Here is a 24920-nt window from a genome sequence, read left to right as displayed (position 1 = left end):
CACTGCGGCGGCTCGGGATCGCGGCGGCTGGGGTGGAGGAGGATCCGGCGCTGATCCTCGGGCTCGACCTGCGCTCGGATAGCGGCATCGTGCACAATTCCCTCGCCCATGATCTCGACCGCATCGCCACCGCCCTGAAACCGGAGGCCGCAGCCTGATGCCACAGCACGAGGATCTCGCGACATATGCTGGGCGTCCGGCCAAAAGGCACGGAGCCCGCCGCAGGACCGGCGCCGCTGGCCATCGGCCGCCTAGGAGCGCGGCCGGGACAACCAGGAAAGGTATTGCCGCATGACCGGGCTGGATGCGCTGAAGGCGCGCGTGGCGGGCGCAAAGCTCGGCCCCGAGGCAGAGGAAACCGGCACCGTGACCCGCATCGCCGACGGGCTGACGGAGATCGCGGGTCTGCCCGAGGCGCAGGCGGGCGAGATCCTGATCTTCGGCACCGGCGCCCGCGCCTTCGTGCAGAACCTCGATGCCGATGCGGTGCAGGCCGCCCTCCTCGACCCGATGGACGGGATCGAGGCCGGCAGCACCGTGCGCCGCAGCGGCCAGCTGCTTTCGGTCCCGGTTGGGGAGGGCCTGTTCGGCCGGGTGGTGGATCCGCTCGGCCGCCCGCTCGATGGGCTCGGGCCGGTGCAGGCCACCGAATTTCTGGAGACCGAACGCCCCGCACCCGACATCATCGAGCGCGATTTCGTGGACGAGCCGGTGGAGACAGGGCTTCTGGTGGTGGATGCACTCTTTGCCGTGGGCCGCGGCCAGCGCGAGCTGATCATCGGAGAGCGCCAGACCGGCAAGACATCCATCGCCCTCGATGCGATCCTGAACCAGACGGGATCGGATATGGTGTGCATCTATGTCGCCATCGGCCAGCGCACCACCGCCGTGCGCCGGGTGATCGAGGCGGTGCGCGACCGCGGCCCCTTCGTCCGCACGATTTTCGTCGTGGCGCCCGCCTCCGCCGAGCCCGGGCTGCGCTGGCTCGCCCCCTTCGCCGCGACCACCATGGCCGAATGGGTGCGCGACCGCGGCGGCCATGCGCTGATCGTCTATGATGACCTGACCAAACATGCCGCAGTGCACCGCGAACTGGCGCTGCTGTCGCGCCAGCCGCCCGGGCGCGAGGCCTATCCGGGCGATATATTTTACCTGCATGCGCGGCTGCTCGAACGCTCGGCGAAGCTTTCGCCCGCGCGGGGCGGCGGCTCGCTCACCGCATTGCCGATCGCGGAGATCGAGGCCGGGAACCTTTCGGCCTACATTCCCACCAACCTGATCTCCATCTCCGATGGCCAGATCGTCACCTCGGCACAGCTGTTCGCCGCGAACCAACGCCCGGCAGTGGATATCGGGCTCTCGGTCAGCCGGGTCGGCGGGAAGGCGCAATGGGGCGCGCTGAAGGCGGTCTCGGGCCGGGTCCGGCTCGATTATGCGCAATATCTGGAAATGAAGATGTTCGCCCGCTTCGGTGGCTTCGGCGATGCGGCGATGAAGGCGCGGCTCGCGCGCGGCGAGCGGATCGGGGCGCTGCTGGCGCAGCCGCGGTTCGAGCCGCTGCCCACGCCGGTGCAAATCGCGCTCCTTGCCGGGCTCGATCAGGGCTTGCTGGACGGGGTGAGCCTGCCCGCCATCGCCGCGCTGAAACAGGCTCTCATCCCGCTGATTGCGGCGGAGCCGGCCCTGGCCGCCTTCCGCGCGCGTCCGGCGAAGCTCGACGATGCGGCGCGCGCGGCGCTGATCGGCTGCCTGCGTCAGGCCCTCGCGCGGGGCCCCGCATGAACCGGCCCGAAGACATCCGCGACCGGCTGGCGAATGTGCATCAGATCGGCGGGATCATCTCGGCCCTGCGCGCCATCGCGGCCTCGCGCCAGGCTGAGGCGCGCGCGCATGTGCAGGCGATCCGGGCGCAGGAGGCCACGGTGGCCGAGGCGCTTCGGATGGCGCTGGCGCTCGGGGCGCCGCCGCCCGCGCCGCCGGAGGGGCCCGGCATCACCATCGTCATCGGCGCGGCGCAGGGCTTTTCCGGCAGCTACGGCGACCGGATGGCAGAGGCCGCCCGCGCCGCCTGCGCGCGGGGCGACCGGCTGATGGTGATCGGCAGCCGCACCATCGGCGCGCTCACCGATAGCGGGCACGCGCCCGATTGGAGTGCGGAATTGAGCGCGCGGGCGGCCGATATCGGCGCGCTGGCCATTCGCGTGGCCGATGCGCTCTATGCCCGGCTGGCGGAGCTGCCGGAGGCCCCGGTGCGGATCCTCCATCCGGACCCCGATGCCCTGGCCGAGGGCGCCCGCATGCGCAGCCTGTTCCCGTTCGATACCGCCCGCTTCGGCGCGCAGCCCCGGCCCATGCCAGTGCTGACGCTGCCGCCTGCCCGGCTGCTGGCCGCGCTGATCGCGGAATATGTGTTCACGGAGATCTGTGAGGTGCTGATGCTCGGCCATGCCGCCGAGAATGCCGCGCGGGCCGAGGCGATGAGCCGGGCGCAATCCGCGGTCAAAAGGATGGCGGGCGCGCTGCAACAGGAATTCCAGCGCGCCCGTCAGGATCAGATGACGACCGAGATCGTCGAACTGGCGACCGCGGCGGAGGCCGTGGCCGGGCAAGCGTGATTTAGACCGGGGGTTTACCGCGCACCGCGCGCGCGATCATCGCGATGACGAAAAGCACGATGAAGATCAGGAACAGGATCTTCGCGATCCCGGCCGAAGTACCGGCAATACCGCCAAAGCCGAGCGCGGCCGCGATCAGCGCGACGATGAGGAAGGTCAGGGCCCATCCAAGCATTCTATCCTCCATTTCCGTCCGAGGCGTGCGCCCCGGAGCGGGTTGCTGCATTCATGATCCTGTAACGTTCGGCAGGATTTCCGGGTTCCACTGCGATCCCTCTGGCCGCGCGGATTCTTTTCGCTGCAGGGCGGAACCCGGCCCCGGATGCTGCGTTCCCCAAGTGCCAGAGCGGCAATCGTTTTCCCAATCCCTGTGACCTCCCCCCCGTGTGCATGCATGCGGGGGGATTTTTATCGGCTTCGCGCCGAAATCCGGCTCCATGAGGCCGGGAAATATCCCCTCCTGTCGCCAGGTCTCCGGCCCATGCGCTCCGGCATCCAGTCCGGAGCCATGCGAGGGAGCATATCCCCCCCCCACTCCCCGATCCGGGCCCGCAAGCGAGCCGCCTGCGGCATGGCAAAAGGGGCGCAGAAACTGCGCCCCTTCGTAGCCGTCGGTCATGTGGTCAGAGCGTCTTCGTCCACTCGTCGACCGTCTTCTCCGCAGCTTCCTTGGTGTCACCGTAGCGCTTCTGCACGAGGCCCACGAGCTGCTCGCGCTGCCCCTTCGCCTTGTCGAGCTCGTCATCGGTCAGCTCGCCCCATTTCTCGCGGGCCTTGCCCTTGACCTGCATCCAGCTGCCTTCGATCTGATCCCAGTTCATCGCGGTCTCCCTTTCGGTTGATGTCGCTGCCGGTCCTCCCCGGCATGTACAGGATCAACGTCCGGGGGGCCGCAGGGTTCCGGCGCGCGCGGCCGCGCAGGCTCACATCAGCTCACGAGCGCGAGAGCGGGCGCTTCCACCCGGCCCAGCGCCGCGCGCCATTCCGCGGCCCCGCACTCAGGGGTCAGATCTGTCATCCAGTTCTGGGCCAGCTGCTGGCGCAGATCCGCGACCCCATCCACCCGGCGCAGATAGAGCGAGAGGCCGGTATCGCGCCGCAGCCCTTGCAGGCTCAGGTCCACCGAGCCGGCAAGCGCGGTCTCATCGTCGAACACGGAGATATTGGTGCAGCCCCCCGCCGCCCGCGCCACGAACAGCCGCGGCCCGAACCCCGCGCGCAGCAGCCGCAGGCAACGCTCCGTATGCCTGTCCGGCGCGCCTGCGGGCAGGATCAGCACCAGATTCAGCGCCGCCACCGCGGCCGCGCGCTGCACCAGATGCTGCGCCAGGGCCGGGCTGTCGAACCGCTGGGTCTCGATATAGATCAGCCGCTCGGCGCGCCGGATCAGCATGTGATGCGCGGATTCCACCTCATTGGCCACCGTCTGCAGCCCGAGCAGGCGCCCCATCCCGCGGGCAGGGCACGCGCAGCTGCGCAGCAGCCTGCGGGCGGGCGAAGGCTCCCGCAGCCCGGAGCAGATATCGGCATATTCATTGAGGAAGGTCGCGCCCTCCGTCACCACCGGCCCATGCGCGAGCATCACCAGATCGCGCTCTCCGGCATGCGTATCGGTCAGCCCGCGCCGGCTGAGGAACATCACCCGGTCGTCGATCAGGCCCATGGTCATCCGGTTCTGCGCACTCGGGCACCAGGCAGTGCAGCGGCGGTGCAACGACGGATGGCCGAGCGCCGTCAGGCTCAGCTCCGCCCAGCGGCGGCCGGTTTGCGGGGCATTTAGCGGCTGGGAGACCTGCATCAGCGCGTCTTGCAGCGGCGAGCGGCCTTCGGGCCCGGACCAGGGGCCCGGATCGTCCAGCGTCATCGCGAAGGCCACCCCCCGCCCGAGCGTATGACGGATCAGGTCCTGCCAGTTGCGGCCGATCCGGCGCGCCCGCAGGGAGGTGAGCGGGGTTTCGAAATCCAGCCCCGCCGCGGCCATCCGCACCGCCTGGCGGGCATCCAGTATCGCCTCCTCGAGCGCGGCCCAGCCCCGCAGGCGGTCGACATAACAGTCGATCCGCCCCTTTGTCGTGATGCCGGCCTTCTTCATCCGCTCCATGATCGTGTCGCGCTCTCTGGCAGTGTTCGGGGATCCGGATCCGCCCCGCATCCCGCATCTCGTCCTATGGGCCGGCGGTGGCCTCCTGATGCCGCAGCTCCGCTTCGGCAAGCGGGCTGATGTTGAATTCCACGATCACCGCATAGGTTCCCGCCGAATCATGAAGCGACAGCGTGCCCCCAATTTGTTGAACAAAGGCATTGAGCAATTGCGAACCGAGGCCCGATGACGCCTCGTCGGCGCTCTCGCTCCGCGGCCCCGCCGTGGCGACCGTATTGCGGATGCTCAGCCGTGCGCGCATGGGCGCGCATTGCTCCAGCGTCACGCTCAGCCGCGGCGTAGCATTGTCAGCCGAGGCATATTTCACCGCATTGGTCATCGCCTCGGTCAGAAGCAGCGACAGCGGCACCGCCTGATCCGGGGTCAGGCGGATGTCGTCTATGTGGATCTCGGTGGCGATCTGGCGATCGGGCCCGGTGGTGGCGCGCATCAGCTGGCGGGCGATATCCCGGATCAGTTCGTTCGCGTCGATGTCGGTCAGGCCCGAGGTCATGTACAGCCCGCGGTGCACGGTCGCGAGGCTGATCACCCGCTCCTGCAGCCCCTTCATCATCGCCTTCGCCTCCGGCGTGCGGGCGCGGCGGACCTGCATGTTGATGATCGAGGCGATCAGCTGCAGGTTGTTCTTCACCCGGTGGTGGACCTCGCGCAGCAGCACTTCCTTGTGGTGGATCGTATCCTCCAGCTCGGCCTCGTCATGCAGGATCGTCTCGGTCATCTTGGCGTAGTTCTCGGCCAGATCGCGGATCTCGCGCGGCGCCCCGTCCACATCCAGCTCGGCCACGATCCGGTTGCCGGAGGCGAAGCTGCGCAGCGCCCGGCTGAGCCGCTTCACATGGCCGATGACCATCTTCTGCATCGCGAAATAGGCCACGAACAGCGAGGCCGCCCACATCAGCGCCGGGAACAGGATCGGCGGCAGCTGGGTGATCGGGCTCACCACCGGCACGGCCTTCGCAGGCCAGCTGCCAAGGGCATAGAGCTGCTCGGGGATCAGTTCCACGACCGAATAGATCCGCCGCTCGCCGCCGCGCGAGGTGGCCATGAAGCTCACCGCCTGACGGCCGTTGAAGCCGGACAGGTCCCGCAGCGCCGGGATCTGGCTCTCGGCGTTCTCGAGCCCGTCGGAGGCGGTCAGGATCTTGCCGGATTTGTCGAAGGTGAGGATCACCAGCGGCTTGTCGTGATCGACCGGGTTCATCCGCGAAGCTCTTTCCAGCCCGTCCAGCCCCTGATGCGGCAAGGAGATGGAGACGAAGCCGATGCGGGCGCCGGCGGCATCGCGCACCGGGTAGGAAATCGTCAGCACCGACGTGCCCGAGACCGCGCCGGATTCGGCCACCGTATAGGCGAGGTCGTCCTGCTCCGCGACGAAGTGGAACCGCGGGCTGGCCGAAAGGTCCGCGATGCGCCCGTCGGAGGAGCAGCGCATGATCCCGTCAAGCCGGGTGAAGCCTATGAACGAGGCATGCGGATTGGCGGCCTTGGCCTGGCGCATCAGCGCGCTGCAGGCCGCATCGTCGTTCATGACGGCGGGCACCAGATCCGAGAGCAGGTTGCTTTGGGCCTCGGCCTGCTGGATCAGCCGGGTGATGCCCGAGACGGCCCGCAGGGTTTCCCCCATCAGTGCGGCTTCGGAGCGGGCCTGCGCCTCGCTCAGCATGGAGCGCGACTGCATGATCGCCAGCACGAGCAACGGGAACAGCGCCACCGCCAGCAGGAAAGCCAGCCGGAACCCGAGCCTGTCGAACAGCCGCAGGGGGCCGCGCCTGCTCATGCGGCCGCGATCCCCGACTTCCCGATCACCGCAAGCGCGCTCGGGTCATGGCCGAGCAGGTCCTCCCCGTCTTCGAGCTTCAACAGCTCCGCGAGCCGGGCGCGGGCGCGGTTGGCGCGGCTTTTCACGGTGCCGACGGCGACGCCCATCATCTCCGCCGCCTCCTCATAGGCAAAGCCCGAGGCGCCCACCAGGATCAGCACTTCGCGGTGCTCCGGGGTCAGCTTGTCGAAGGCATGCAGGAAATCGTTCATCGCCAGGCGGCCATCGTGCGCGGGCTTCTCGCTCAGCTGGGCCGCGTGGATCCCGTCGGGATCGGGCACCTCGCGCTTGCGCTTGCGCCGGTCGGAATAGAACGTGTTGCGCAGGATGGTGAAGAGCCAGGCCCGCAGGTTCGTCCCCGCCTGGAACCGGTCGATGTTGCTCCAGGCCTTCACGATCGTATCCTGCACCAGATCGTCGGCCGCGGCGGAACTCCGCGTCAGCGACATGGCAAAGGCACGCAGGGCAGGCAGATGCTCGGGCAGTTCGTCGCGCGGATCGCGTACGGTCATTTCTCGCCTTCCTTCGCGCGGAGCTGATCCAGCAGCAGCCTGAAGCGGTCCGGGATCTCTTCCTTGAGGGAATCCTCGTAGACCCGCTTCAGATTCTCGTTGATCTGCGCGCGGAGTTTGGCTTTGGCCGTGCCATCCTGCGGTTCTTCGAACATTTTCGCGGTCCTGATAACTCTATGGGAACCTAACGCCGCCTCGGGTGTTGGGTTCCCGTAAAAAATCGGACGTGGGAGAAAAACATGACCGCCGATCTTGCCGGTTCCATCGCGGCAAATCTGCCCTATCTGCGCCGGTATGCGCGGGCGCTGACCGGGGGCCAGCAGTCTGGCGACCGTTTCGCCGCAGCCACGCTGGAGGCGGTGCTGGCCGATCCCTCCGGCTTCGATGGCGCGGATCCGAAACTCGCGCTGTTCGCAGCGTTCCATCTGGTCTGGCGTTCGGCCGGGGCGCCCCTGGGCGAGCCCGACACCAATCTTTCTGCGCGCGCACAGCTGCATCTGGGCACGCTGACCCCGAATACGCGCGAGGCGCTGCTGCTGCACACGATCGAGGGCTTCCCCTTCGCCGATATCGGCCGGATCATGCAGGTCGAGGACAGCGAGGCCGCGGAGCTGGTCGATATCGCGCTGCGCGAGATGGAGGCTTCCATCGCCGGCAAGGTGATGGTGATTGAGGACGAGCCGATCATCGCCATGGATATCGCCTCTATCATCTCTGAGATGGGCCATACCGTCACCGGCATCGCCCGCACCCGCACCGAAGCCGTGGACCTGGCCGCGCGCGACAAGCCGGACCTGATCCTCGCGGATATTCAGCTCGCGGACAATTCCTCGGGCATTGACGCAGTGAACGATATCCTCGAGCAGTTCGACGATCTGCCGGTGGTGTTCATCACCGCCTTCCCCGAACGGCTCCTGACCGGCGAGCGCCCGGAGCCCGCCTTCCTGATCACGAAGCCCTATACGGAAAGCCAGGTTCAGTCGGCCGTCAGCCAGGCGATGTTCTTCGCCTCGACCGAAACGCTGGTGGCCTGAGGCCCCCGGCAGAAGCCGCCCACGGCCCCGGTTCCCGCCGGGGCCTTTTTCAATATAATCATATCATATCAATATCTTGATCAGACACTGAGGAACCCTTCCGCCGCCCCGGCGTTGTGTTTTCAGATCGCGGCACAGACCGCGACCGATCCACAACCCGAGGAGGACATCATGATCCGCAATCTCATTCTGGCCGGTGTTTCCGTGCTCGGCCTCTCGACCGCCGCCTTCGCCGCATCCGATGTGAAGGTGCAGGAGGTGAAGGTCGAGGCCGATCTCTCGGCCATCCAGAACCCGGAGGCCGCGAAGGTCTTCACCAATCTGTCGGAGGATCTGCGCGGGGCCATCCTGAACCGGCTGGACCCGAACGCCCTGGTCGACAAGGACGGCCAGAAGATCAAGATCGACATCGACGAGGTGGAGCTGGCCTCGACCTGGGCGAACTTGGCCGACCTGTCGAAATCGCAGCTGACCGGCAAGGTCGACGTGCGCCCCGATGATGGCGACGGGCTGAAATTCGACAATTACGTGCTCACCGTCGCCTATCCGCAGGCCAAGGCTTTCCTACCCGAAGGCACCGATGTGAGCGCGCTCGATAAGGATGCGATGGTGTATTACCACGCCATGGTCAATGCCTTCGCCGATTACGTCGTCACCAACCTGAAGTGATGGCACAGGCCCGGCGCCATTTCCGGCGCCGGGCAGCTGCAGAAGAATCTCGCCGCAGCGCAGAAAGGTGCTAGGCTGCCGCTATCCTTGGATGGAGGTCGTCATGTTCTCACTGAAGGGTCAAAAGGCCCTGGTCGTCGGAATTGCCAATCAGCAGTCTATTGCGTGGGGCGTGGCCCAGGCGCTGCGCGCGCAGGGCGCGGAGCTCGCCGTCACCTGGCTGAACGAAAAGGCCGAGCGGTTCGTGCGCCCGCTGGCCGAAGAGCTGGGCGCGGAGATCGCAGGCCCGCTCGACGTCTCCCACCCCGGCGAGATGGAGGCGATCTTTGCCGAAATCACCGAAAAATGGGGCCGGCTCGATACGCTGCTGCATTCGATCGCCTTCTCGCCCAAGGACGACCTGCATGGCCGCGTCGTCGATTGCTCGGCCGAGGGCTTCGGTCTGGCGATGGATGTCTCGGTGCATTCGTTCCTGCGGATGATCCGGCTGGCCGAGCCGCTGATGGGCGCGGGCGGCTGCTGCCTCTCGGTGTCGTTCTTCGGCTCGACCCGGGTGGTGGAGAATTACAACATGATGGGCCCGGTGAAGGCCGCGCTCGAAAGCGTGACCCGCTATGCCGCGGCGGAGCTCGGTGAAAAGGGGATCCGCGTGCATGCGCTCTCGCCCGGGCCGCTGGCCACGCGGGCGGCCTCCGGCATCGCCCATTTCGACGACATGATGGCCGAAGCTGCGGCCCGCGCGCCGACGCATCACCTCGCGACGATCGAGGATATCGGCGCCATGGCGGCCTTCCTCGCCTCGCCCGAGGCGAAGAACCTGACCGGCGGCATCCACGAGATCGACGGCGGCTATTCGATCACCGCCTAGAGCATTGCATCGGGGCCGCTGGGCGCACAGGCTCAGGCGACGCGCAGCCCCTTCACCCAGGTGCCGCGCAGCCGGGCCGCGGCCGGGCCGAGCGGATGCACGCGGATCACATCGGCGCGCAGCCCCGGCTCCAGCCGGCCCCGATCCGCGAGCCCCGCCGCCGCCGCGGGCGTGGCGGTGACCGTGCGCACCCCGCGCGGCAGATCCTGCCACAGCGCCCCGAGCCGCAGCGCCGCCGTCAGCAGCGCCGCGGGCACATAATCCGATGAAACGATATCCAGCAGCCCGCGTTCGGCCAGATCCTGCGCCGCCACATTGCCCGAATGCGAGCCGCCGCGGATCAGGTTCGGCGCGCCCATGATCACCTTGATCCCGGCGGCCACGCAGGCCTGCGCCGCCTCCACCGTGGTTGGGAATTCCGCGAGGCGGATGCCATGCCCGGCCGAAACGGCGACCTGATCCGCGGTGGTATCGTCATGGCTGGCCAGCGCCGCCCCCACCCTGCGGGCGAAGGCCACCACTTCGGCCTCGTGCCGGTCGCCGATGGCGTCGCGCATCCGCTTCAGATTGCCCACATGGGCCTCGAATTCCGCCGCGCTCATGCCACGCTTGCCGCGCAGGTAGCGCTCCAGCTGCGTCATGTCGCGGAACTGGCGCTGGCCGGGGGTGTGGTCCATCAGGCTGACGATGCCGACCCGGTCCACCGGCCCGAATTCGGCGATCTCCTCCAGCAGGCTTTCGGAGCAAACCTCCGCGCGCAGATGCAGGAAATGGCTGATACGCAGCGCATCCGCGTCGCGCAGGTGCAGCACCTGGCTCGCAAGCTCACGGGCATATTTGCGGTAGCCGCTCGCCTCGGTACCGGTCACGGAGCCCACCCGCATCGCATCGAACACCGTGGTGATCCCGGCGCCCGCCAGCTCCGCATCATGCGCGAGGATCGCCGCATCGCGGGGCCAGTCCACGCCGGGGCGCGGCTCGATATGGCGCTCAAGGTTATCGGTATGCAGCTCCACCAGCCCCGGCAGAACCAGATCCCCGCCGCAGTCGATCGCCCCCGGGGCGATATGCGCGCCCTCCTCGATGGCGGCAATGGCCCCGTTGCGCAGGATGAGAGCCCCGGTCAGGATCTGCTCCGGCAGAACCAGCCGGGCATTGGCGAGAATGGTCTGGGTCATCTTGTCCGCGTCCGCTTTTTGGAATTGTCATGTTCATGCGGCATGCCTGCCGCCGCAAGATGTCAGCCGCGTAACCATGCCGCGGCGCGGGAGGAGAGCACCATGAGCTACAGCCGCTATGCCATTTATTACGCCCCGGAGCCCGGGCCTCTGGCAGAATTTGCCGCCCATTGGCTGGGCTGGGATCCGGAACTTCGGGTTACAGTGGCGCATCCGGCGCTGGCAGGGCTGCCCCGGCCGCTGGCCGCGCTTACCGCGGAGCCGCGCAAATATGGCTTTCATGGCACGCTGAAGGCGCCCTTCCGGCTGGCAGAGGCGCGCGACGAGGCGATGCTGCGGCGCGAATTGGAGGCCCTCGCGGCCGGGCTGGATCCCGTGGTGCTGCCCGGTCTGCGGCTCAGCCGGATCGGGCGCTTCCTCGCGCTGACGCCGCGGGGCGATACGGATGCGCTGGAAACACTGGCCGCGCGGGTGGTGCGCGATCTCGATCCGCTGCGCGCGCCGATGACCACGGCCGAACGCGCCCGCCGCCGCCCCGAAGCCCTGAGCCCGCCGCAGGCCGCGCTGCTCGACCGCTGGGGCTACCCCTATGTGATGGAGGAATTCCGCTTTCACCTGACGCTGACCGGGTCGCTGGAGGCGGCGGAGGCCGCGCAGGTGGAGGCGGTGCTGGCGCCGGTGCTGGAGCCCCTCCTGCCGGAGCCCTTCGCAATCCGGTCGCTGTGCCTGTTCGGCGAGGCGGCGGACGGGCGGTTCCATCTGCTTCATCGCGCGGCCATCGGCTGAAGCGCCGCCACCAGCGCATCGACGGCGGGGGCCAGCGCGCCGCCATTGTCGATGCGCAGCACCCGCAGCCCCTCGGGCAGCGGCGCCGCCCGCGCCAGGCGGCGGGCGATATCCTCGGCGCTCTCGCGCCCGCGCGCGGCCAGGCGCTGCGCCAGAACCTTGGGCGGCGCGGTGATCTCGATCACCGTCAGGCCCGGGAACACCGCCATCGCCTGCGGCAGCATCCGGCGCGAGGCGTTGAGCACCACCACCTGCCCGGCCTCCGCCGCCCGCAGGGCAGCGATGGGAATACCGTAGCGCAGCCCATGCGCCTGCCAGTGCAGCGCGAAGGCGCCCTGCCCCGCGCGCGCGGCGAATTCCGCCTCCGTGACGGGCTCGAACGGCTCGCCCCCGGCCTCCGCCGGACGGGTGATGGTGCGGCGCACCACATGCAGCGCCGGCAGACACAGGGCCGCGGCCGCGATCAGCGTATCCTTGCCCGCCCCCGAAGGCCCGCAGATGGCAAAGACCGGCATCTCAGCCCGCCCCCGGCGTGAAGGCCGCCACATCCACCAGCCGGTCGCACACACGGGCGCGGGCGGGCTCGTCGTGGAAGATGCCGACGATGGCGCTGCCCCGCGCCTTGGCCTCCTCGATCAGGCACAGGACGGTTTCGCGGTTCGCCGCATCGAGGCTCGCTGTCGGCTCATCGAGCAGCATCACCGGCATCGGCCGCACGAAACCGCGCGCAATGTTCACCCGCTGCTGCTCGCCGCCCGAAAACGTGGTGGGCGAGAGCGACCAGAGCCGCTGCGGGATCCGCAGCCGGGTGAGCAGCGCCGCCGCGCGGGCCTCGGCATCCGGCGCATTGCCCAGAGGCTCCGCCACCACCTCGATCGCGGGAACCCGCGGCACCACGCGCAGGAACTGGCTCACATAGCCCATCGTCTCGCGCCGCAGCGCCAGGATTTCGCGCGGGCGCGCGCGCGCGATATCCACCCCCGCGATCCGGATCTCGCCGGAGGCCGCCAGGTAATTGCCCCAGATCATCCGCATCAGCGTGGATTTCCCCGCCCCGGAGGCCCCCACCAGCCCGACGCATTCCCCCGCCGCCACCGAAAGCCGCGCCCCCGTCATCACCGGGATCACCGTGCCGCCCTGATTGTGCAGCGTGAACGTTTTCGACACATTGCGGATTTCGATCATCTCACACCTGCAGCACCGAGGAGACCAGCAGCTGCGTATAGCCATGCTGCGGATCGTCCAGAACCTGATCCGTCAGGCCGGATTCGACCACCCGGCCACCTTTCATCACCATCAGCCGGTCCGCAAGCAGCCGCACCACCGCGAGATCATGCGTGACCACGATCGCCGAGAGGCCCATCCGCCGCACCAGCCCGCGCAGCAGGTCCAGCAGCCGCGCCTGCACGCTCACATCGAGGCCGCCGGTGGGCTCATCCATGAACACCAGCCGCGGCCCGGTGACGAGATTGCGCGCGATCTGCAGCCGCTGCTGCATGCCGCCGGAGAAGGCAGAGGGGCGGTCATCCACGCGGTCGGCCGCGATCTCCACCCGGCCGAGCCAGTCAATCGCCGTGTCGCGGATCTGGCCATAGTTGCGCGCGCCCACCGCCATCAGCCGCTCGCCCACGTTGCCGCCCGCCGAGACCTGCAGCCGCAGCCCGTCGCGCGGGTTCTGGTGCACATAGGCCCATTCGGTGCGCGCCAACCGCCGCCGCGCGGGCTCCGCCATGGCCAGCATGTCCTGCCCGTCATAGGCGATGCTTCCCGCATCCGGGCGCAGATGGCCCGCGAGGCAGGAGAGCAGCGTGGATTTGCCCGATCCGCTCTCTCCGACGATGCCCAGCACCTCTCCGGGCCAGAGGTTGAACGCCACATCGGTGCAGCCGATCCGGGCGCCATAGCGCTTTTCGAGCCCGCGCACGCTGAACAGGGGGGTCATGCCGCGGCCTCCCCTGCGCGCCGCTCCGCGCAGTAATCGGTATCGGAGCAGACGAAAATCCGCCCGCCCGCATCATCCACGATCACCTCATCGAGGTAGCTTTCCGTCGCGCCACAAAGCGCGCAGGCGTGGTTGGCCTTTCTGGCCTCAAACGGATGGTCCTCGAAATCCAGGCTGCGCACACGCGTATAGGGCGGCAGCGCATAGATCCGCTGCTCGCGCCCCGCGCCGAACAGCATCAGCGCCGGAGACATGTCGAGCTTCGGGTTGTCGAATTTCGGGATCGGCGAGGGGTCCATCACATAGCGCCCCTCCACCAGCACCGGATAGGCATAGGCGGTGGCGATATGGCCGTTGCGGGCGATGTCCTCGTAAAGTTTCACGTGGATCAGCCCGTATTCCTGCAGCTCATGCATCTTGCGGGTCTCGGTCTCGCGCGGCTCCAGAAACCGCAGCGGCTCCGGGATCGGCACCTGAAACACCATGATCTGGTCCTCGGTCAGGGCGCGCTCCGGGATCCGGTGCCGGGTCTGGATCAGCGTCGCCGCGGCGGTATGCTCCGTCACCGCAACCCCCGCCGTGCGCTGGAAGAACCGCCGGATCGAGACCGCATTGGTGGTATCGTCCGCGCCCTGGTCTATCACCTTGAGCACGTCTTCGGGGGTCAGGCAGGCCGCCGTCACCTGCACGCCTCCGGTGCCCCAGCCATAGGGCATCGGCATTTCCCGGCTGGCGAAAGGCACCTGATAGCCCGGGATCGCCACCGCCTTCAGCAGCGCGCGGCGGATCATCCGCTTCGTGTCCTCATCGAGATAGGCGAAGTTGTAGTCGCTCATTTCCGGCGCCCTTTCCCCTGCAGCGTCCAGACCCATTCGAGGCACCTCGGCGCGAACCACAGCATCATTCCCCCGCCTCCCCACGGATCCGCCGCACCAGCTCCAGCTCCGATTGGAAATCGACGTAATGCGGCAGCTTGATATGCTCCAGGAAGCCCGAGGCCTGGATATTGTCGGCATGCGCCAGCACGAATTCCGCGTCCTGCGCCGGGGCGCCGGTGTCGTCCTCGCCCAGCTCCTGCCAGCGCAATGCCCGGTCCACCAGCGCCATCGAGAGCGCCTTGCGCTCGCCCTGCCCGAACACGAGGCCATAGCCGCGGGTGAATTGCGCGGGTTCGCTGCGCGAGCCCAGGAACTGGTTCACCGTTTCGCATTCCGTCAGCTCCACCCGACCGATGGCGACAACGAGCCCGAGCTCCAGGATCTCCATTTCCACCGTGACCATGCCGATGCGCAGTTCGCCCACGAAAGGATGCGTGCGGCCATAGCCGCGCTGCGTCGAATAGGCGAGCGAGAGCAGGAAGCCTTCATCGCCCCGCGCCAGCGCCTGCAGCCGGAGCGGGCGGGCGGCCGGAAATTCCAGCGGCGCGCGGGTCAGGTCGGGCGGCGCGCCATCGGCATCGGGCGCGGGCTCGATCAGCCCGTCGCGGCCAAGGAAGCCTGCCACATGCGGCACTTTCGCGGGCTCCGCGGGTGGCGCCTCCAGCCCCTGCCCCGCCGCGAGGGCCGCGAATTCGAGCAGCCGGTGGGTATAGTCGAAGGTCGGGCCCAGAACCTGCCCGCCCGGCGCATCCTTGAACGTGGCCGAGATGCGCCGGATACAGTCCATCGCCGCCGTCTCCACCGGGCGCGCGGCACCGATCCGCGGCAGCGTGGTGCGGTAGGCTCGGATCAGGAATATCGCCTCGATCAGATCGCCGCGCGCCTGCCGGATGGCGAGTGCGGCCAGCTCCGGATCATAGAGCGAGCCCTCCGCCATCACCCGGTCCACCGCGAGTTTCAGCTGCGCGGTGAGCTGATCGTCGCGCAGCTCCGGCACATCCGGGTCGCCGCGCCGTTCTTCTGCGAGCCAGCGATGCGCATTGTCTATGGCGCGCTCGCCGCCCTTCACCGCCACATACATCAGCAATCCTCCACGCGGGTGCTGCGCGGCACCGCCGCCAGCCGGGCGCCGCAGGTGAAGAAGAAATCGAGCCCTTGCGGCGCCAGCGCGGCATTGGCGCGAAATGCCGCGCCCTCCGGCAGCGAGAGCGCGGCCGCCTCGCGGATACCGGGGCCGGTGAGCCGCGTGCCCACAGGGCGAAGCGCCGCCATCTCCACGATCAGCGTGGCGGAGCGATCCGGATAATCCGCCTGGCCCACAGGGAACCGCGCGACCGGGCACAGCTCCGGCCAGGCGCCAATGGCGAAGCAGGCCTCCTCCGGCGCAACGAAAGGCGCGGCGGTGTGGAAGGTGATCCAATCCCGCACCGCGGCACCGGAGAGGCCGGGCGCGAGCCAGATCCCGGTGGTCCGGTCCGCAAGAGTGAGCAAGAGCCCCGCCGCGGCAGGAGAGAGCGGCGCGGGCGCCGCCACCCCCTCCAGCGTGACGATGGTTCCCGGGCGCGACATCGCCGTGAGCGCCGCGCGAAACGCCCGCGCCGCATCGCGCGACGGATCCTGAAAGCCAGCCAGCATCAGCCCTCCCCGCGCACCATGGTGAAGAAATTGACCTTCGTCGCCGCGGCCTTGCCCGCGCGCGCACGCCGCTCCGCCATCGCCTTTTCGGCCAGCGGATCCAGCACGGCGGCGCGGATTTCGGCGGCGCGCGGGCCCTGCATCAGCGCATCGATGAGCGCGGCCCGCGTGGCATGGCCGCGGTCTCGGCCCTGCACATGGGCATGGCCCTCGCTGCCATCGGCCAGCCGCAGCGCGCAGCGTGTGACCGTCATCTCGCCCAGATTGAACGGCGTGCCGGTGGCCCCGGTGCGGCCGCGGACCATCGCGGTGCCGGTTTCGGGCGCGCGCAGCCAGTCATGCCCGGGGATTTCGCGCGGCATCAGCGCCGCCAGATCCGCGGGCGCGGCGCAAGCCATGAGGCTCATCCACCCCGCCCGCCCGGAGGTTTCGTCGAAGCTCATTTCAGACACCTTGCGGATTTGTCGAAATATATATACAACTAGACAAATAACCGATTCCCCACGCCGCTGGCAATCCGCCCGCGCGTGAAACTTTGGTGACACCTTGGGCCGCACCGCACTCTGGACCGCCATCGCCGATGCGCTCCGCACCGAGATCGCCGCCGGCAGCCGCGCCCCCGGCGACCGCCTGCCGACGGAAGCCGAGCTCTCCGAGCGCTTCGGCGTGAACCGCCACACGGTACGCCGGGCGCTGGCTGCGCTTGTCTCCGAAGGGCTGATCGTGACGCGGCGCGGCGCGGGCGCCCATGTCGCCCCGGCGCCCGCGATCGACTATCCGCTGAGCCGCAGGGTCCGGTTCCGGCAGAACCTGGCCGCATCGGGGCGCGTGGCCGGGCGCCGGGTGCTGGCGCTGGAAACGCGGCGGGCGGACCCGCGCGAAGCCGAGCTGCTGGCCCTGCCCGAGGGCGCGCCGGTGCATGTGCTGGAGGGGGTCTCGCTGGCCGATGGGGTGCCGCTGGCCACGTTCCGCTCCGTGCTGCCCGGGGTGCGGCTGCCCGGGCTGATCGCGGCGCTGGAGGCCGAAAGCTCCATCACTGCGGCACTGAAGCTCTGCGGCATCGCCGATTACACCCGCGCCTGGACCCGGCTGGAGGCGCGCGCGGCCAGCGCCACCCAGGCGCTGCATCTGCAGATTGCGGAAGGATCGCCGGTGATGCGGGTCACCAGCCTGAACCTTGATCCGGAGGATCGGCCGCTGGAATACGGGCGCACCTGGTTCGCCGGAGACCGGGTCGCGCTGACGGTGACGCCGGGGGATTAGCCGTATTTCTCCAGAAATTCCGGCACAGAAAGCACGCGGAAATCCGGGGTTCGGTCGCGCAGCGTGTCGTGATCCCAGTCCCACCAGCCGAGCGCGACCATCCGCTCCGCGAGATCGGGCGCGAGCCGCACCCGCAGCACCCGCGCCGGGACCCCGCCGACGATGGTATAGGGCGCCACGTCGCGCGTGACCACGGCACCCGCGGCCACCACTGCCCCGTGGCCGAGCACCACCTCGGGCTTGATGATGGCGCCATGGCCGATCCAGCTGTCGTGGCCGATGCTGGTGCGGCGGGCCTCGCGGCGCTGCCAGTATTCCGGCCAGGGCGGCAGCCCGTCCCAGTAATAGTCCTGCCGGTACATGAAATGATGCAGCGACGCGCGGTCCAGCGGGTGATCCGTCGGGCCGATGCGCACATTGGCGGCGATATTGGCGAAGCGGCCGATGGTGGTATTGGCAATATCGCAGAAGCGGTCGCAGTAGCTGTAGGCGCCGATATGGCTGTTCTCGATACGGCAGCTCTCGCCGACCCTGGTCCAGGGGCCGAAGGTGGCGTTGACGAGGGTGCAGCCGGTGCCGATCCGGGCACCTCCGGGGGAAAGCTCAGGCATGGTCCACCTTCCGCAGCAGCTTATGGCGCAGCCAGCCCGAGAAGCTGTCCATCGCCATCACCAGGATCAGCACCAGGACGATGTAATAGGTGACTTCCTCCCAGTCTTTCTGCGTCAGCATCGCCTGGGTGAGCAGAAGCCCGATCCCGCCGCCGACGATGGCGCCGATCACCGTGGCACCGCGTGTGTTGGATTCCAGAAAATACAGAACCTGGCTCAGGATCACCGGCGCGATCTGCGGCAGCACCCCGAAACGGCCGCGCTGCAGCGCATTGGCGCCGGTGGAGCGCAGCCCCTCCACCTGCTTCGCGTCGATATTCTCCAGCGCTTCGGAGAACAGCTTGCCGAAGCTGCCGGTATCGGTGAGCAGGATCGCGAGCGCGCCGGTCAGTGGCCCCGGCCCGAAGGCGCGCGAGAGCACGATCGTCCAGATCAGCCCGTCCACCCCGCGCAGGAAATCGAACACCCGCCGGATCGCGAAGCGCAGCGGACCAAGCGGCATCATGTTGCGCGCCGCGACGAAGGCCAGCGGCAGCGCGAAGACCGCGGCCCCCATCGTGCCCAGGAACGCCATCAGCAGGGTTTCGAACAGCGCGCCGAAGACCTGCCCATGGTGCCACATGCCATTGAACCAGAAATCCTGCAGCACAGCGCGCAGGTTTGACATGCCCGGGCGGATCGGCGCCTCGAACAGGCTCGCCCAGATCTGGCCCCAGCTCATGTAGTGAAACGGGCTGTCGAGGTCGAAGAACCACAGCTCCCAGCCGGGCGCATAGCGGAACACTTCGGCGCGCGAGCGGGTCACGCTCAGCCGGCCATCGGGCGCGCTGATATCCACCCGCGTATCGGAGGCGCTGATCCAGCGCTGGACTGTACCGTCGGGCGTGATCAGGCGCAGCCCGCCCTGCCCCGGCGCCACCGAAACCGTACCATAGCCCGCAATATCGAAGCGCACGCCTTCGGGCGCAAGCGCCGCATGGCTGCCACCGGGCAGATCGACTTCGGTGATGCCCGCGCGCAGATGCACCCACTCCGGCCAGCGGCCTTCGGGATAGGTGCCCTTGCGCTCGCCCTCGATCGCGACCGTTGTGCCGCCGAAGCGGTAATCGCGGGTCACATGGGTCTTGTAGCTCCAGGTATCGCCCAGCAGCACGCCCATGTTCGCCGGGCGGAACCGCTCCGCAAGGCCGGGCACATCCAGCGCGAAGAAGGCATAGACCAGATACACGAGCACCAGAGCCGGAAGGCCGAGGGCCGTGCGCCGCAGGCGGCGGAAATGCTGCTGCACCTCGGGCGAAATCGCGGCGGCGGTCATGCTGTTCCCCGGATCAGGCGGTCGCGCAGCCGGCTGGAGAGCTGGTCGATGACGACGATGGTGACGAAAAGCAGGATGAAGATTGCGGCTGCGGCATCGTAGCGCCCGAGGCCCCAGCCGATGGCGACCTTCAGCTCGTAGCCGATGCCGCCCGCGCCCACGAAGCCGAGAATGGCCGAGGCCCGCACATTGATTTCGAGCCGCATCAGCGCGTAGCTGAGCCAGTTCGGCGCCACCTGCGGCACCACGCCCAGCGCCATCCGCTGCACCCAGCCCGCCCCGACCGAGGCGAGACCCTCCACCGGCTTCGCATCGGCATTCTCGTTCACCTCGGCGAAGAGCTTGCCGAGCGCGCCGAAGGTATGCAGCGTGATTGCCAGCATGGCTGGCACCGGCCCGCCCCCCAGCGCAAAGATCAGCGCCAGCGCCACCACGATTTCGGGCAGCGCCCGGAACAGGTCCATCAGCCGCCGCACCGGGGTGACGATCCAGCCCGCGGGCGCCAGGTTTCGCGCCGCCAGCAGCGAGAGCACCACCGCCCCCGCGGTGCCGATCAGCGTGGCGCTGAGCGCGATATTCAGCGTTTCCATCAGCGCGGGAAGATAGGCCCGCATCTGCCCCGGCAGGCGGTGGGCCTTGGCCGCGGCCTCGGTGAAGAGCTCCGCCGGGAAATCCCCGATCCGGTGCAGCCCCTGCCAGAAGCCGCCCGCATTGCGCGCATCCGCAAGCCCGAACCCCGCCGCCAGCACGGCCACGAACACCGCCAGCAGCACCGCCGTCAGCCCCCTGCGGCGGCGCGCCATTGCCAGATAGTCCGCCTCGATCCGGGCGAGGTTCCCCGTTACGTCGCTCATCCGCATGCCCATGAAAAAAGGACGGCCCCGGAGGGCCGCCCGATACGGATTTAAATCACTTGCCGGTCATCTTGCGCGCGTCGATGATCGACTGATACTGCGCATGGGTGACAGGGATGAAATCCTTCGCCTCGCCCGAAGCCACGCCATAGGCGCATTTCGCATCGGTCTCGTGCAGATCGGCGCTCAGCTGGGTGACCTTGTCCTTCACATCCAGCGGCAGCGCCTTGCGCACCACCATCGGCCCTTCCGGGATCTCCTTGGATTTCCAGATCTCCACCAGATCGTTCATGTTGACGAGCCCGGCATCCACCGCCTTGCGCAGCGCGCCGGAATTGTAGCCGTCTTCCCAGGCGCCCTGCCCGTCTGCCCAGGTGACGCCGCCATCGACATCGCCGTTGTTGACCGCGACGATGGTCTGCTCATGGCCGCCGGTGAACTTCACATCCTTGAAGAAGTCGCCCGGCTTCGTGGAAATACCGGCCGCGGTCATTTCCACCGTCGGGATCAGATAGCCCGAGGTGGAGTTCGGATCGCCGAAGCCCATCACCTTGCCCTTCATGTCCTGCAGCGAGGTGATGCCCTTGTCCTTGCGCGCAAAGCCGATCGAATAATAGCCGATCGAGCCGTCCATGTTCTGCTTCACCAGAACCGGCTCCACCGCCTCCGGATCGGTGAGGTAGATCTTGGCGTAGCCTGAGGCGCCGAGCCAGGCCATATCCAGCGTGCCGCCGAGCAGGCCCTGGATCACGCCGTCATAATCGGCCGGGGTGAACACCTTCACCGGCACGCCCAGGCTGTCTTCGATCAGCTTGCGGTAGCATTCGTTGGAGTTGATCCGGTCCTGGGCGTTCTCGCCGCCCATGATGCCCAGATTGAACTGGGTGATCTGTTGAGCGGCGAGGGGCTGCGCCAGCAGGGCGGCGGCAAGGAGGGCGGCGGTCAGGTGTTTCACGGGTCGTCTCCTGAGATGTGAAAATCAATCGGTCAGCATCGCGCGCGCATAGCCCGGATCCTCCGGCAGGAGGTCGAGCGCGGTCGACGTGGCGGCTTCGGAAAAGCTGGCGTCGGCGCCGTAGATGTCGCGCGCGGCGCCTGCGGTCAGCTGTGCGGGCGCGCCATCGAAGACGATCCGCCCGCCGCGCATCCCGATCACGCGGTCGCAGTAGCGCCGCGCGGTATCGAGGGTGTGGAGATTGGCGATCACGGTGCGCCCATCCTCCTCGTGGATGCGGCGCAGCGCCTGCATCACGATCTGGGCGTTCATCGGGTCGAGGGAAGCGATCGGCTCATCGGCGAGCACGATCTTCGGGTCCTGCATCAGCGCCCGGGCGATGGCCACGCGCTGCTGCTGCCCGCCCGAAAGCGCCTCGGCCCGCTTCGGCGCCTGCTCGGCAATGTCCAGCCGGTCCAGAATGGCGATGGCGCGGGCGATATCTTCAGCCGGCCACAGGTTGAACAGGCTCACCAGCGTGCCGCGGCGGTTCAGAAGGCCATGCAGCACATTGGAGACCACATCCATGCGCGGCACCAGGTTGAACTGCTGGAAGATCATCGCGCATTGGCTTTGCCAGGCGCGGCGGTCGCGGCCGCGCAGCGCCAGGACATCGCGGCCATCGACCAGAAGCCGCCCGCGGGTGGCATCGGTCATCCGGTTCATCATCCGCAGGAAGGTGGATTTGCCCGCCCCGGAGCGCCCGATGATCCCGATCATCATCGGCTTCGCGACCGAGAAGCTGACCGCGTCGACCGCGGCGCGCGCGCCGAAGATCTTCGTTACGCCCTCGACCTGAATATGCATTCCGCGCCCTTCCGCCCGCCTTGATCGCGGCGGACCCTAGGAGGGCTGTCTGACGGAAAGATAACGCAGGCGTATCGGTTCGATGAAGTTGCCCGCCGAAAGATCTGGCGGCCAGACATGCAAACGGCGCGGGACCATGCCCGCGCCGCAAGCGATGGTCAGGGTCTCAGAGGCTTGCGTCCAGCGCGGCCAGGATCTTGTCGCCCATCTGGCTCGTGGTGACCGGCACGCCGCCTTCGGGGCCCATCAGATCAGCGGTGCGCACACCATCGGCCAGCACCTTTTCCACGGCCTTTTCAAGGCGATCCGCCTCGGCGCCCTGATCGAAGCTGTAGCGCAGCGCCATCGCGAAGCTGAGGATACAGGCGATCGGGTTCGCCTTGCCCTGCCCCGCGATATCGGGCGCCGAGCCATGCACGGGCTCATAGAGCGCCTTCGGGCGGCCATTCGCCATCGGCGCGCCGAGCGAAGCCGAGGGCAGCATGCCCAGCGAACCGGTCAGCATCGCCGCCAGATCCGAGAGCAGATCGCCGAACAGGTTGTCGGTCACGATCACGTCGAACTGCTTCGGCCAGCGGGTCAGCTGCATGGCGCCCGCATCGGCATACATGTGGCTCAGCTCCACGTCGGGGTATTCCTTGTCGTGGATTTCCTGCACGACCTGGCGCCACAGCACGCCCGATTCCATCACATTGGCCTTCTCCATCGAGCAGACCTTGTTGCCCCGGCGCCGTGCGAGCTCGAAGGCGGAGCGCGCCACGCGGGCGATCTCGCTCTCGGTGTAGCGTTGGGTGTTGATGCCCACGCGCTCGTTGCCCTCGGTGGTGATGCCGCGCGGCTCGCCGAAATACACGCCCGAGGTCAGCTCGCGCACGATCATGATGTCGAGCCCGGCCACCACGTCCTTCTTCAGCGAGGAGAAATCGGCCAGCGCGTCGAAGCACTGCGCCGGGCGCAGGTTCGCATAGAGGTCCATTTCCTTGCGCAGGCGCAGCAGGCCGCGCTCCGGCTTCACGGAGAAATCCAGATTGTCGTATTTCGGGCCGCCGACGGCGCCGAGCAGCACCGCATCGACCTCCTGCGCCTTGGCCATGGTCGCATCGGTGAGCGGCGTGCCATGCGCATCATAGGCGCAGCCGCCGACCAGATCTTCGGAGACGTCGAAGGCCAGGCCACGCTTGTCGCCGTACCAGCCGATGATCTTTTTCACCTCGGCCATGACTTCGGGGCCGATGCCGTCGCCGGCGAGGATGAGAAGGGTTGGGTTGGCCATGCGTATCTCCTCCGGATGGGTCGCGAGTGGCGTAGCCAAAGGGGCAGGCGGGGTCAAGCGCGGCCCTGTCAATACAGGGAAATATCGACCCAGACGAGCCGGTGCCGGGCCGCCTGCGCGGGGCCGAGCCCGGCGCCCGCCACCTGCAGCCCCGGGCCCGGCAGCACATAATCGGTGCGCAGCACCCCGGGCGGCTTGCCGTAATCCACCGTATCCACCCCGGGCAGCGGGTCCTGCACCTGCGCCAGCAGCGCGGCCAGCACGGCGCGCCGCCCGTCGCCCTTCTGTGGATCGACCCCGATCTTGCCCAGCACCACATAAGGGCCGGGCGCGGGCTTCTCGGGCAGGGCGCCTTCGAGATAGCGCAGCCAGAAGGCGGTCTCGTCCTGATTGCGGGCGATGTTGCGCGGGGTGAAGGCGGGCGCGGTGGGGGCATAGGCCAGCAGGTGCAGCGCCGCCCCCGAAGGCAGGGTGACGGGCACATCCCAATGCGCCGTGGTGGACAGCCGCTGCACGCGGCGCACCTCCGCCGGCATGCCGTCGAGCTCCGCGCCGGGCAGATCGGCCCAGAGAAAGGTCGAGAAATCCCTCACCGGCCCGAGCGGCAGCCGCGACAGCAGCGCCATCCCGTCCTGCCCCGGGAACCGGCCATAGCCCTGCGCATCCCGCGCCTGACCAAGCCGCCCGTTGCCATCCAGATCGAGCCCGGTGGCCATGCCGGTATTGGGCCGCGCGGCGAAGCTGTAGGGATAGTCCACCCCGGCCTCGCGCAGGCGCGCCATGAAGGCCGCCAGCGCATCGCCCTGATAATCCCAGTCGAACCCGGTCAGGAGCAGGATGTCGGGCCGCGCGGCCACGATCACCCCGATCGCGGCGGCGATCTGCTTGTCCTTGCCCGCCTCGATATCGCGCAGCAGGAGCCCCGGACCGTCGCGGCTCAGCTCCGGGTCCCAAGTCGCAATGCGCAGGGTTTCGGCCCGGAGCGGCAGCGCCAGAAGCGCACACAGGATCAGCGTCAGAAATCTCATGGCCCGGAGGGAATGCGAAATTTGCGCCCCGCGCAATGAAAAAGGCCGCCCCGGGGGGCGGCCTTGCGGTCTCAGACCCAGGGGCGCGATTGCGCCGCGGTGGTCTCGAAACTGTCGATCGAACCCACCTTTTCCAGCGTCAGGCCGATATCGTCCAGCCCGTTGATCAGGCAGTGCTTCTTGAACGGGTCGATGTCGAAGCGGATGACCTGGCCGTCGGAGGTGGTGATCTCCTGCTTTTCGAGGTCCACGGTCATGCGGGCATTGGCGCCGCGCTCGGCATCCTTCATCAGGATATCGACCTGCTCCTGCGGCAGCCGGATCGGCAGCATGCCGTTCTTGAAGCAGTTGTTGAAGAAGATGTCGGCGAAGGAGGTGGAGATCACCGCCTTGATGCCGAAATCCGCCAGCGCCCAGGGCGCATGCTCGCGCGAGGAGCCGCAGCCGAAATTATCGCCCGCGACGATGATCTCCGCCTTGCGGTACTGCGGCTTGTTCAGCACGAAATCGGGGTTTTCGTTGCCGTTGTCATCATAGCGCATCTCGTCGAAGGCATGCACGCCCAGGCCCGAGCGCTTGATCGTCTTCAGGAATTGCTTCGGGATGATCATGTCGGTGTCGATATTGACCAGCGGCATCGGGGCCGCGATCCCGGTGAGGGTGGTGAACTTGTCCATG

Annotated in this window: 29 protein-coding genes; 7 read left to right on the top strand and 22 right to left on the bottom strand. The window is 68.1% G+C overall.

Annotated elements, in window-relative coordinates:
- The first annotated feature begins 291 nt into the window (after positions 1-291).
- Both ACOMG5_RS04760 and ACOMG5_RS04755 read left to right on the top strand, forming a co-directional pair.
- Positions 292-1782: a F0F1 ATP synthase subunit alpha gene (locus ACOMG5_RS04760; RefSeq protein WP_420342640.1), complete on the top strand. Its 1491-nt coding sequence runs from the start codon at positions 292-294 to the stop codon at positions 1780-1782.
- Complete coding sequence (locus tag ACOMG5_RS04755; RefSeq protein WP_420342639.1) at positions 1779-2615, top strand: F0F1 ATP synthase subunit gamma; 837 nt, start codon at positions 1779-1781, stop codon at positions 2613-2615. Before ACOMG5_RS04760 ends, ACOMG5_RS04755 begins: the two co-directional genes overlap by 4 nt.
- Before the next feature lies 1 nt (position 2616).
- On the opposite strand, the gene ACOMG5_RS04750 is transcribed toward ACOMG5_RS04755, so the two are convergent.
- From ACOMG5_RS04750 to ACOMG5_RS04725, 6 genes are all read right to left on the bottom strand, one after another.
- Entirely contained in the window at positions 2617-2790 is a 174-nt protein-coding gene (locus ACOMG5_RS04750) for a DUF1328 domain-containing protein (protein ID WP_420342638.1), read from the bottom strand.
- Positions 2791-3238: 448 nt separating this feature from the next.
- A complete protein-coding gene (locus ACOMG5_RS04745; protein ID WP_420342637.1) occupies positions 3239-3436 on the bottom strand; it encodes a CsbD family protein in 198 nt (65 codons plus the stop codon).
- Positions 3437-3543: 107 nt separating this feature from the next.
- Entirely contained in the window at positions 3544-4716 is a 1173-nt protein-coding gene (locus ACOMG5_RS04740) for a hypothetical protein (RefSeq protein WP_420342636.1), read from the bottom strand.
- A gap of 64 nt (positions 4717-4780) precedes the next feature.
- Positions 4781-6553, bottom strand: coding sequence for a sensor histidine kinase (locus ACOMG5_RS04735; protein ID WP_420342635.1), 1773 nt, complete (start codon positions 6551-6553; stop codon positions 4781-4783).
- Positions 6550-7107 carry an RNA polymerase sigma factor gene (locus ACOMG5_RS04730; RefSeq protein ID WP_420342634.1) on the bottom strand — a complete coding sequence of 186 codons (558 nt, stop codon included), beginning with the start codon at positions 7105-7107 and terminating at the stop codon, positions 6550-6552. The genes ACOMG5_RS04735 and ACOMG5_RS04730 overlap by 4 nt, the downstream gene beginning before the upstream one ends.
- Positions 7104-7262, bottom strand: a complete 159-nt coding sequence (locus ACOMG5_RS04725) for a NepR family anti-sigma factor (RefSeq protein ID WP_420342633.1) — start codon at positions 7260-7262, stop codon at positions 7104-7106. Before ACOMG5_RS04725 ends, ACOMG5_RS04730 begins: the two co-directional genes overlap by 4 nt.
- 84 nt (positions 7263-7346) lie before the next feature.
- Between ACOMG5_RS04725 and ACOMG5_RS04720 the strand changes: the two genes are divergently transcribed.
- The 3 genes from ACOMG5_RS04720 to fabI all read left to right on the top strand — a co-directional run bounded on the left by ACOMG5_RS04720 (position 7347) and on the right by fabI (position 9678).
- A complete protein-coding gene (locus tag ACOMG5_RS04720) occupies positions 7347-8141 on the top strand; it encodes a response regulator (protein ID WP_420342632.1) in 795 nt (264 codons plus the stop codon).
- Positions 8142-8312: 171 nt separating this feature from the next.
- Positions 8313-8810, top strand: coding sequence for a hypothetical protein (locus ACOMG5_RS04715; RefSeq protein WP_420342631.1), 498 nt, complete (start codon positions 8313-8315; stop codon positions 8808-8810).
- Positions 8811-8913: 103 nt separating this feature from the next.
- Positions 8914-9678: an enoyl-ACP reductase FabI gene (fabI, locus tag ACOMG5_RS04710; protein ID WP_420342630.1), complete on the top strand. Its 765-nt coding sequence runs from the start codon at positions 8914-8916 to the stop codon at positions 9676-9678.
- 32 nt (positions 9679-9710) lie between these two features.
- Here the strand turns inward: fabI and ACOMG5_RS04705 are convergent, their stop codons facing one another.
- Positions 9711-10856 carry an alpha-D-ribose 1-methylphosphonate 5-triphosphate diphosphatase gene (locus ACOMG5_RS04705; protein ID WP_420342629.1) on the bottom strand — a complete coding sequence of 382 codons (1146 nt, stop codon included), beginning with the start codon at positions 10854-10856 and terminating at the stop codon, positions 9711-9713.
- 102 nt (positions 10857-10958) lie between these two features.
- Here ACOMG5_RS04705 and ACOMG5_RS04700 point away from each other — a divergent pair, with 102 nt between their 5' ends.
- The gene (locus tag ACOMG5_RS04700) at positions 10959-11642 is read left to right on the top strand and encodes a DUF1045 domain-containing protein (protein WP_420342628.1); all 684 of its coding nucleotides are present in this window, start codon (positions 10959-10961) and stop codon (positions 11640-11642) included.
- On the opposite strand, the gene phnN is transcribed toward ACOMG5_RS04700, so the two are convergent.
- From phnN to phnG, 7 genes are all read right to left on the bottom strand, one after another.
- Positions 11621-12157 carry a phosphonate metabolism protein/1,5-bisphosphokinase (PRPP-forming) PhnN gene (gene phnN / locus ACOMG5_RS04695; RefSeq protein WP_420342627.1) on the bottom strand — a complete coding sequence of 179 codons (537 nt, stop codon included), beginning with the start codon at positions 12155-12157 and terminating at the stop codon, positions 11621-11623. The two genes, ACOMG5_RS04700 and phnN, sit on opposite strands and share 22 nt — an antisense overlap.
- 1 nt (position 12158) lies before the next feature.
- Positions 12159-12827 carry a phosphonate C-P lyase system protein PhnL gene (phnL, locus tag ACOMG5_RS04690; protein ID WP_420342626.1) on the bottom strand — a complete coding sequence of 223 codons (669 nt, stop codon included), beginning with the start codon at positions 12825-12827 and terminating at the stop codon, positions 12159-12161.
- A 1-nt stretch (position 12828) separates the two neighbouring features.
- Positions 12829-13584 carry a phosphonate C-P lyase system protein PhnK gene (gene phnK, locus ACOMG5_RS04685; protein WP_420342625.1) on the bottom strand — a complete coding sequence of 252 codons (756 nt, stop codon included), beginning with the start codon at positions 13582-13584 and terminating at the stop codon, positions 12829-12831.
- Positions 13581-14420, bottom strand: a complete 840-nt coding sequence (locus ACOMG5_RS04680) for an alpha-D-ribose 1-methylphosphonate 5-phosphate C-P-lyase PhnJ (RefSeq protein ID WP_420342624.1) — start codon at positions 14418-14420, stop codon at positions 13581-13583. The genes phnK and ACOMG5_RS04680 overlap by 4 nt, the downstream gene beginning before the upstream one ends.
- Positions 14421-14484: 64 nt before the next feature.
- Complete coding sequence (locus ACOMG5_RS04675; protein ID WP_420342623.1) at positions 14485-15543, bottom strand: carbon-phosphorus lyase complex subunit PhnI; 1059 nt, start codon at positions 15541-15543, stop codon at positions 14485-14487.
- Positions 15543-16097 carry a phosphonate C-P lyase system protein PhnH gene (phnH, locus tag ACOMG5_RS04670; protein ID WP_420342622.1) on the bottom strand — a complete coding sequence of 185 codons (555 nt, stop codon included), beginning with the start codon at positions 16095-16097 and terminating at the stop codon, positions 15543-15545. The genes ACOMG5_RS04675 and phnH overlap by 1 nt, the downstream gene beginning before the upstream one ends.
- Positions 16097-16540, bottom strand: coding sequence for a phosphonate C-P lyase system protein PhnG (gene phnG, locus ACOMG5_RS04665; RefSeq protein ID WP_420342621.1), 444 nt, complete (start codon positions 16538-16540; stop codon positions 16097-16099). Before phnG ends, phnH begins: the two co-directional genes overlap by 1 nt.
- Before the next feature lie 103 nt (positions 16541-16643).
- Between phnG and phnF the strand changes: the two genes are divergently transcribed.
- Positions 16644-17360 (top strand): phosphonate metabolism transcriptional regulator PhnF, encoded by a 717-nt coding sequence (phnF, locus tag ACOMG5_RS04660; RefSeq protein WP_420342620.1) that lies wholly within the window; start codon positions 16644-16646, stop codon positions 17358-17360.
- Here the strand turns inward: phnF and ACOMG5_RS04655 are convergent.
- From ACOMG5_RS04655 to leuD, 8 genes are all read right to left on the bottom strand, one after another.
- Positions 17357-17971, bottom strand: coding sequence for a chloramphenicol acetyltransferase (locus ACOMG5_RS04655; protein WP_420342619.1), 615 nt, complete (start codon positions 17969-17971; stop codon positions 17357-17359). The genes phnF and ACOMG5_RS04655 overlap by 4 nt on opposite strands.
- Complete coding sequence (phnE, locus tag ACOMG5_RS04650) at positions 17964-19286, bottom strand: phosphonate ABC transporter, permease protein PhnE (protein ID WP_420342618.1); 1323 nt, start codon at positions 19284-19286, stop codon at positions 17964-17966. Before phnE (ACOMG5_RS04650) ends, ACOMG5_RS04655 begins: the two co-directional genes overlap by 8 nt.
- On the bottom strand, positions 19283-20140 hold the full coding sequence (phnE, locus tag ACOMG5_RS04645) for a phosphonate ABC transporter, permease protein PhnE (RefSeq protein WP_420342617.1): 858 nt from the start codon (positions 20138-20140) through the stop codon (positions 19283-19285). The genes phnE (ACOMG5_RS04650) and phnE (ACOMG5_RS04645) overlap by 4 nt, the downstream gene beginning before the upstream one ends.
- Before the next feature lie 55 nt (positions 20141-20195).
- Positions 20196-21095, bottom strand: coding sequence for a phosphonate ABC transporter substrate-binding protein (phnD, locus tag ACOMG5_RS04640; RefSeq protein WP_420342616.1), 900 nt, complete (start codon positions 21093-21095; stop codon positions 20196-20198).
- Positions 21096-21119: 24 nt separating this feature from the next.
- Entirely contained in the window at positions 21120-21941 is an 822-nt protein-coding gene (gene phnC, locus ACOMG5_RS04635) for a phosphonate ABC transporter ATP-binding protein (RefSeq protein WP_420342615.1), read from the bottom strand.
- 166 nt (positions 21942-22107) lie between these two features.
- Complete coding sequence (gene leuB / locus ACOMG5_RS04630) at positions 22108-23214, bottom strand: 3-isopropylmalate dehydrogenase (protein WP_420342614.1); 1107 nt, start codon at positions 23212-23214, stop codon at positions 22108-22110.
- A 68-nt stretch (positions 23215-23282) separates the two neighbouring features.
- A complete protein-coding gene (locus ACOMG5_RS04625) occupies positions 23283-24242 on the bottom strand; it encodes an endonuclease/exonuclease/phosphatase family protein (RefSeq protein ID WP_420342613.1) in 960 nt (319 codons plus the stop codon).
- A 71-nt stretch (positions 24243-24313) separates the two neighbouring features.
- A complete protein-coding gene (gene leuD, locus ACOMG5_RS04620) occupies positions 24314-24919 on the bottom strand; it encodes a 3-isopropylmalate dehydratase small subunit (protein ID WP_420342612.1) in 606 nt (201 codons plus the stop codon).
- Between the last annotated feature and the right edge of the window lies 1 nt (position 24920).

Origin of the sequence: Paenirhodobacter sp., assembly GCF_041916475.1 — a bacterium.
Classification (GTDB): Bacteria; Pseudomonadota; Alphaproteobacteria; order Rhodobacterales; family Rhodobacteraceae; genus Rhodobacter.
This window is presented reverse-complemented; position numbering and strand designations above follow the sequence as displayed.

Coding starts and splice junctions, on each gene's coding strand:
- ACOMG5_RS04655 (WP_420342619.1), bottom strand. CDS start 17,971: ATGCCTGAGCTTTCCCCCGGAGGTGCCCGGATCGGCACCGGCTGCACC.
- ACOMG5_RS04760 (WP_420342640.1), top strand. CDS start 292: ATGACCGGGCTGGATGCGCTGAAGGCGCGCGTGGCGGGCGCAAAGCTC.
- ACOMG5_RS04725 (WP_420342633.1), bottom strand. CDS start 7,262: ATGTTCGAAGAACCGCAGGATGGCACGGCCAAAGCCAAACTCCGCGCG.
- ACOMG5_RS04745 (WP_420342637.1), bottom strand. CDS start 3,436: ATGAACTGGGATCAGATCGAAGGCAGCTGGATGCAGGTCAAGGGCAAG.
- ACOMG5_RS04715 (WP_420342631.1), top strand. CDS start 8,313: ATGATCCGCAATCTCATTCTGGCCGGTGTTTCCGTGCTCGGCCTCTCG.
- ACOMG5_RS04750 (WP_420342638.1), bottom strand. CDS start 2,790: ATGCTTGGATGGGCCCTGACCTTCCTCATCGTCGCGCTGATCGCGGCC.
- phnE (WP_420342617.1), bottom strand. CDS start 20,140: ATGAGCGACGTAACGGGGAACCTCGCCCGGATCGAGGCGGACTATCTG.
- fabI (WP_420342630.1), top strand. CDS start 8,914: ATGTTCTCACTGAAGGGTCAAAAGGCCCTGGTCGTCGGAATTGCCAAT.
- ACOMG5_RS04675 (WP_420342623.1), bottom strand. CDS start 15,543: ATGTATGTGGCGGTGAAGGGCGGCGAGCGCGCCATAGACAATGCGCAT.
- leuD (WP_420342612.1), bottom strand. CDS start 24,919: ATGGACAAGTTCACCACCCTCACCGGGATCGCGGCCCCGATGCCGCTG.
- phnG (WP_420342621.1), bottom strand. CDS start 16,540: ATGAGCTTCGACGAAACCTCCGGGCGGGCGGGGTGGATGAGCCTCATG.
- ACOMG5_RS04705 (WP_420342629.1), bottom strand. CDS start 10,856: ATGACCCAGACCATTCTCGCCAATGCCCGGCTGGTTCTGCCGGAGCAG.
- ACOMG5_RS04700 (WP_420342628.1), top strand. CDS start 10,959: ATGAGCTACAGCCGCTATGCCATTTATTACGCCCCGGAGCCCGGGCCT.
- phnK (WP_420342625.1), bottom strand. CDS start 13,584: ATGACCCCCCTGTTCAGCGTGCGCGGGCTCGAAAAGCGCTATGGCGCC.
- ACOMG5_RS04680 (WP_420342624.1), bottom strand. CDS start 14,420: ATGAGCGACTACAACTTCGCCTATCTCGATGAGGACACGAAGCGGATG.
- phnC (WP_420342615.1), bottom strand. CDS start 21,941: ATGCATATTCAGGTCGAGGGCGTAACGAAGATCTTCGGCGCGCGCGCC.
- phnN (WP_420342627.1), bottom strand. CDS start 12,157: ATGCCGGTCTTTGCCATCTGCGGGCCTTCGGGGGCGGGCAAGGATACG.
- ACOMG5_RS04740 (WP_420342636.1), bottom strand. CDS start 4,716: ATGGAGCGGATGAAGAAGGCCGGCATCACGACAAAGGGGCGGATCGAC.
- ACOMG5_RS04730 (WP_420342634.1), bottom strand. CDS start 7,107: ATGACCGTACGCGATCCGCGCGACGAACTGCCCGAGCATCTGCCTGCC.
- phnE (WP_420342618.1), bottom strand. CDS start 19,286: ATGACCGCCGCCGCGATTTCGCCCGAGGTGCAGCAGCATTTCCGCCGC.
- ACOMG5_RS04625 (WP_420342613.1), bottom strand. CDS start 24,242: ATGAGATTTCTGACGCTGATCCTGTGTGCGCTTCTGGCGCTGCCGCTC.
- phnH (WP_420342622.1), bottom strand. CDS start 16,097: ATGCTGGCTGGCTTTCAGGATCCGTCGCGCGATGCGGCGCGGGCGTTT.
- leuB (WP_420342614.1), bottom strand. CDS start 23,214: ATGGCCAACCCAACCCTTCTCATCCTCGCCGGCGACGGCATCGGCCCC.
- phnL (WP_420342626.1), bottom strand. CDS start 12,827: ATGATCGAAATCCGCAATGTGTCGAAAACGTTCACGCTGCACAATCAG.
- ACOMG5_RS04755 (WP_420342639.1), top strand. CDS start 1,779: ATGAACCGGCCCGAAGACATCCGCGACCGGCTGGCGAATGTGCATCAG.
- ACOMG5_RS04735 (WP_420342635.1), bottom strand. CDS start 6,553: ATGAGCAGGCGCGGCCCCCTGCGGCTGTTCGACAGGCTCGGGTTCCGG.
- ACOMG5_RS04720 (WP_420342632.1), top strand. CDS start 7,347: ATGACCGCCGATCTTGCCGGTTCCATCGCGGCAAATCTGCCCTATCTG.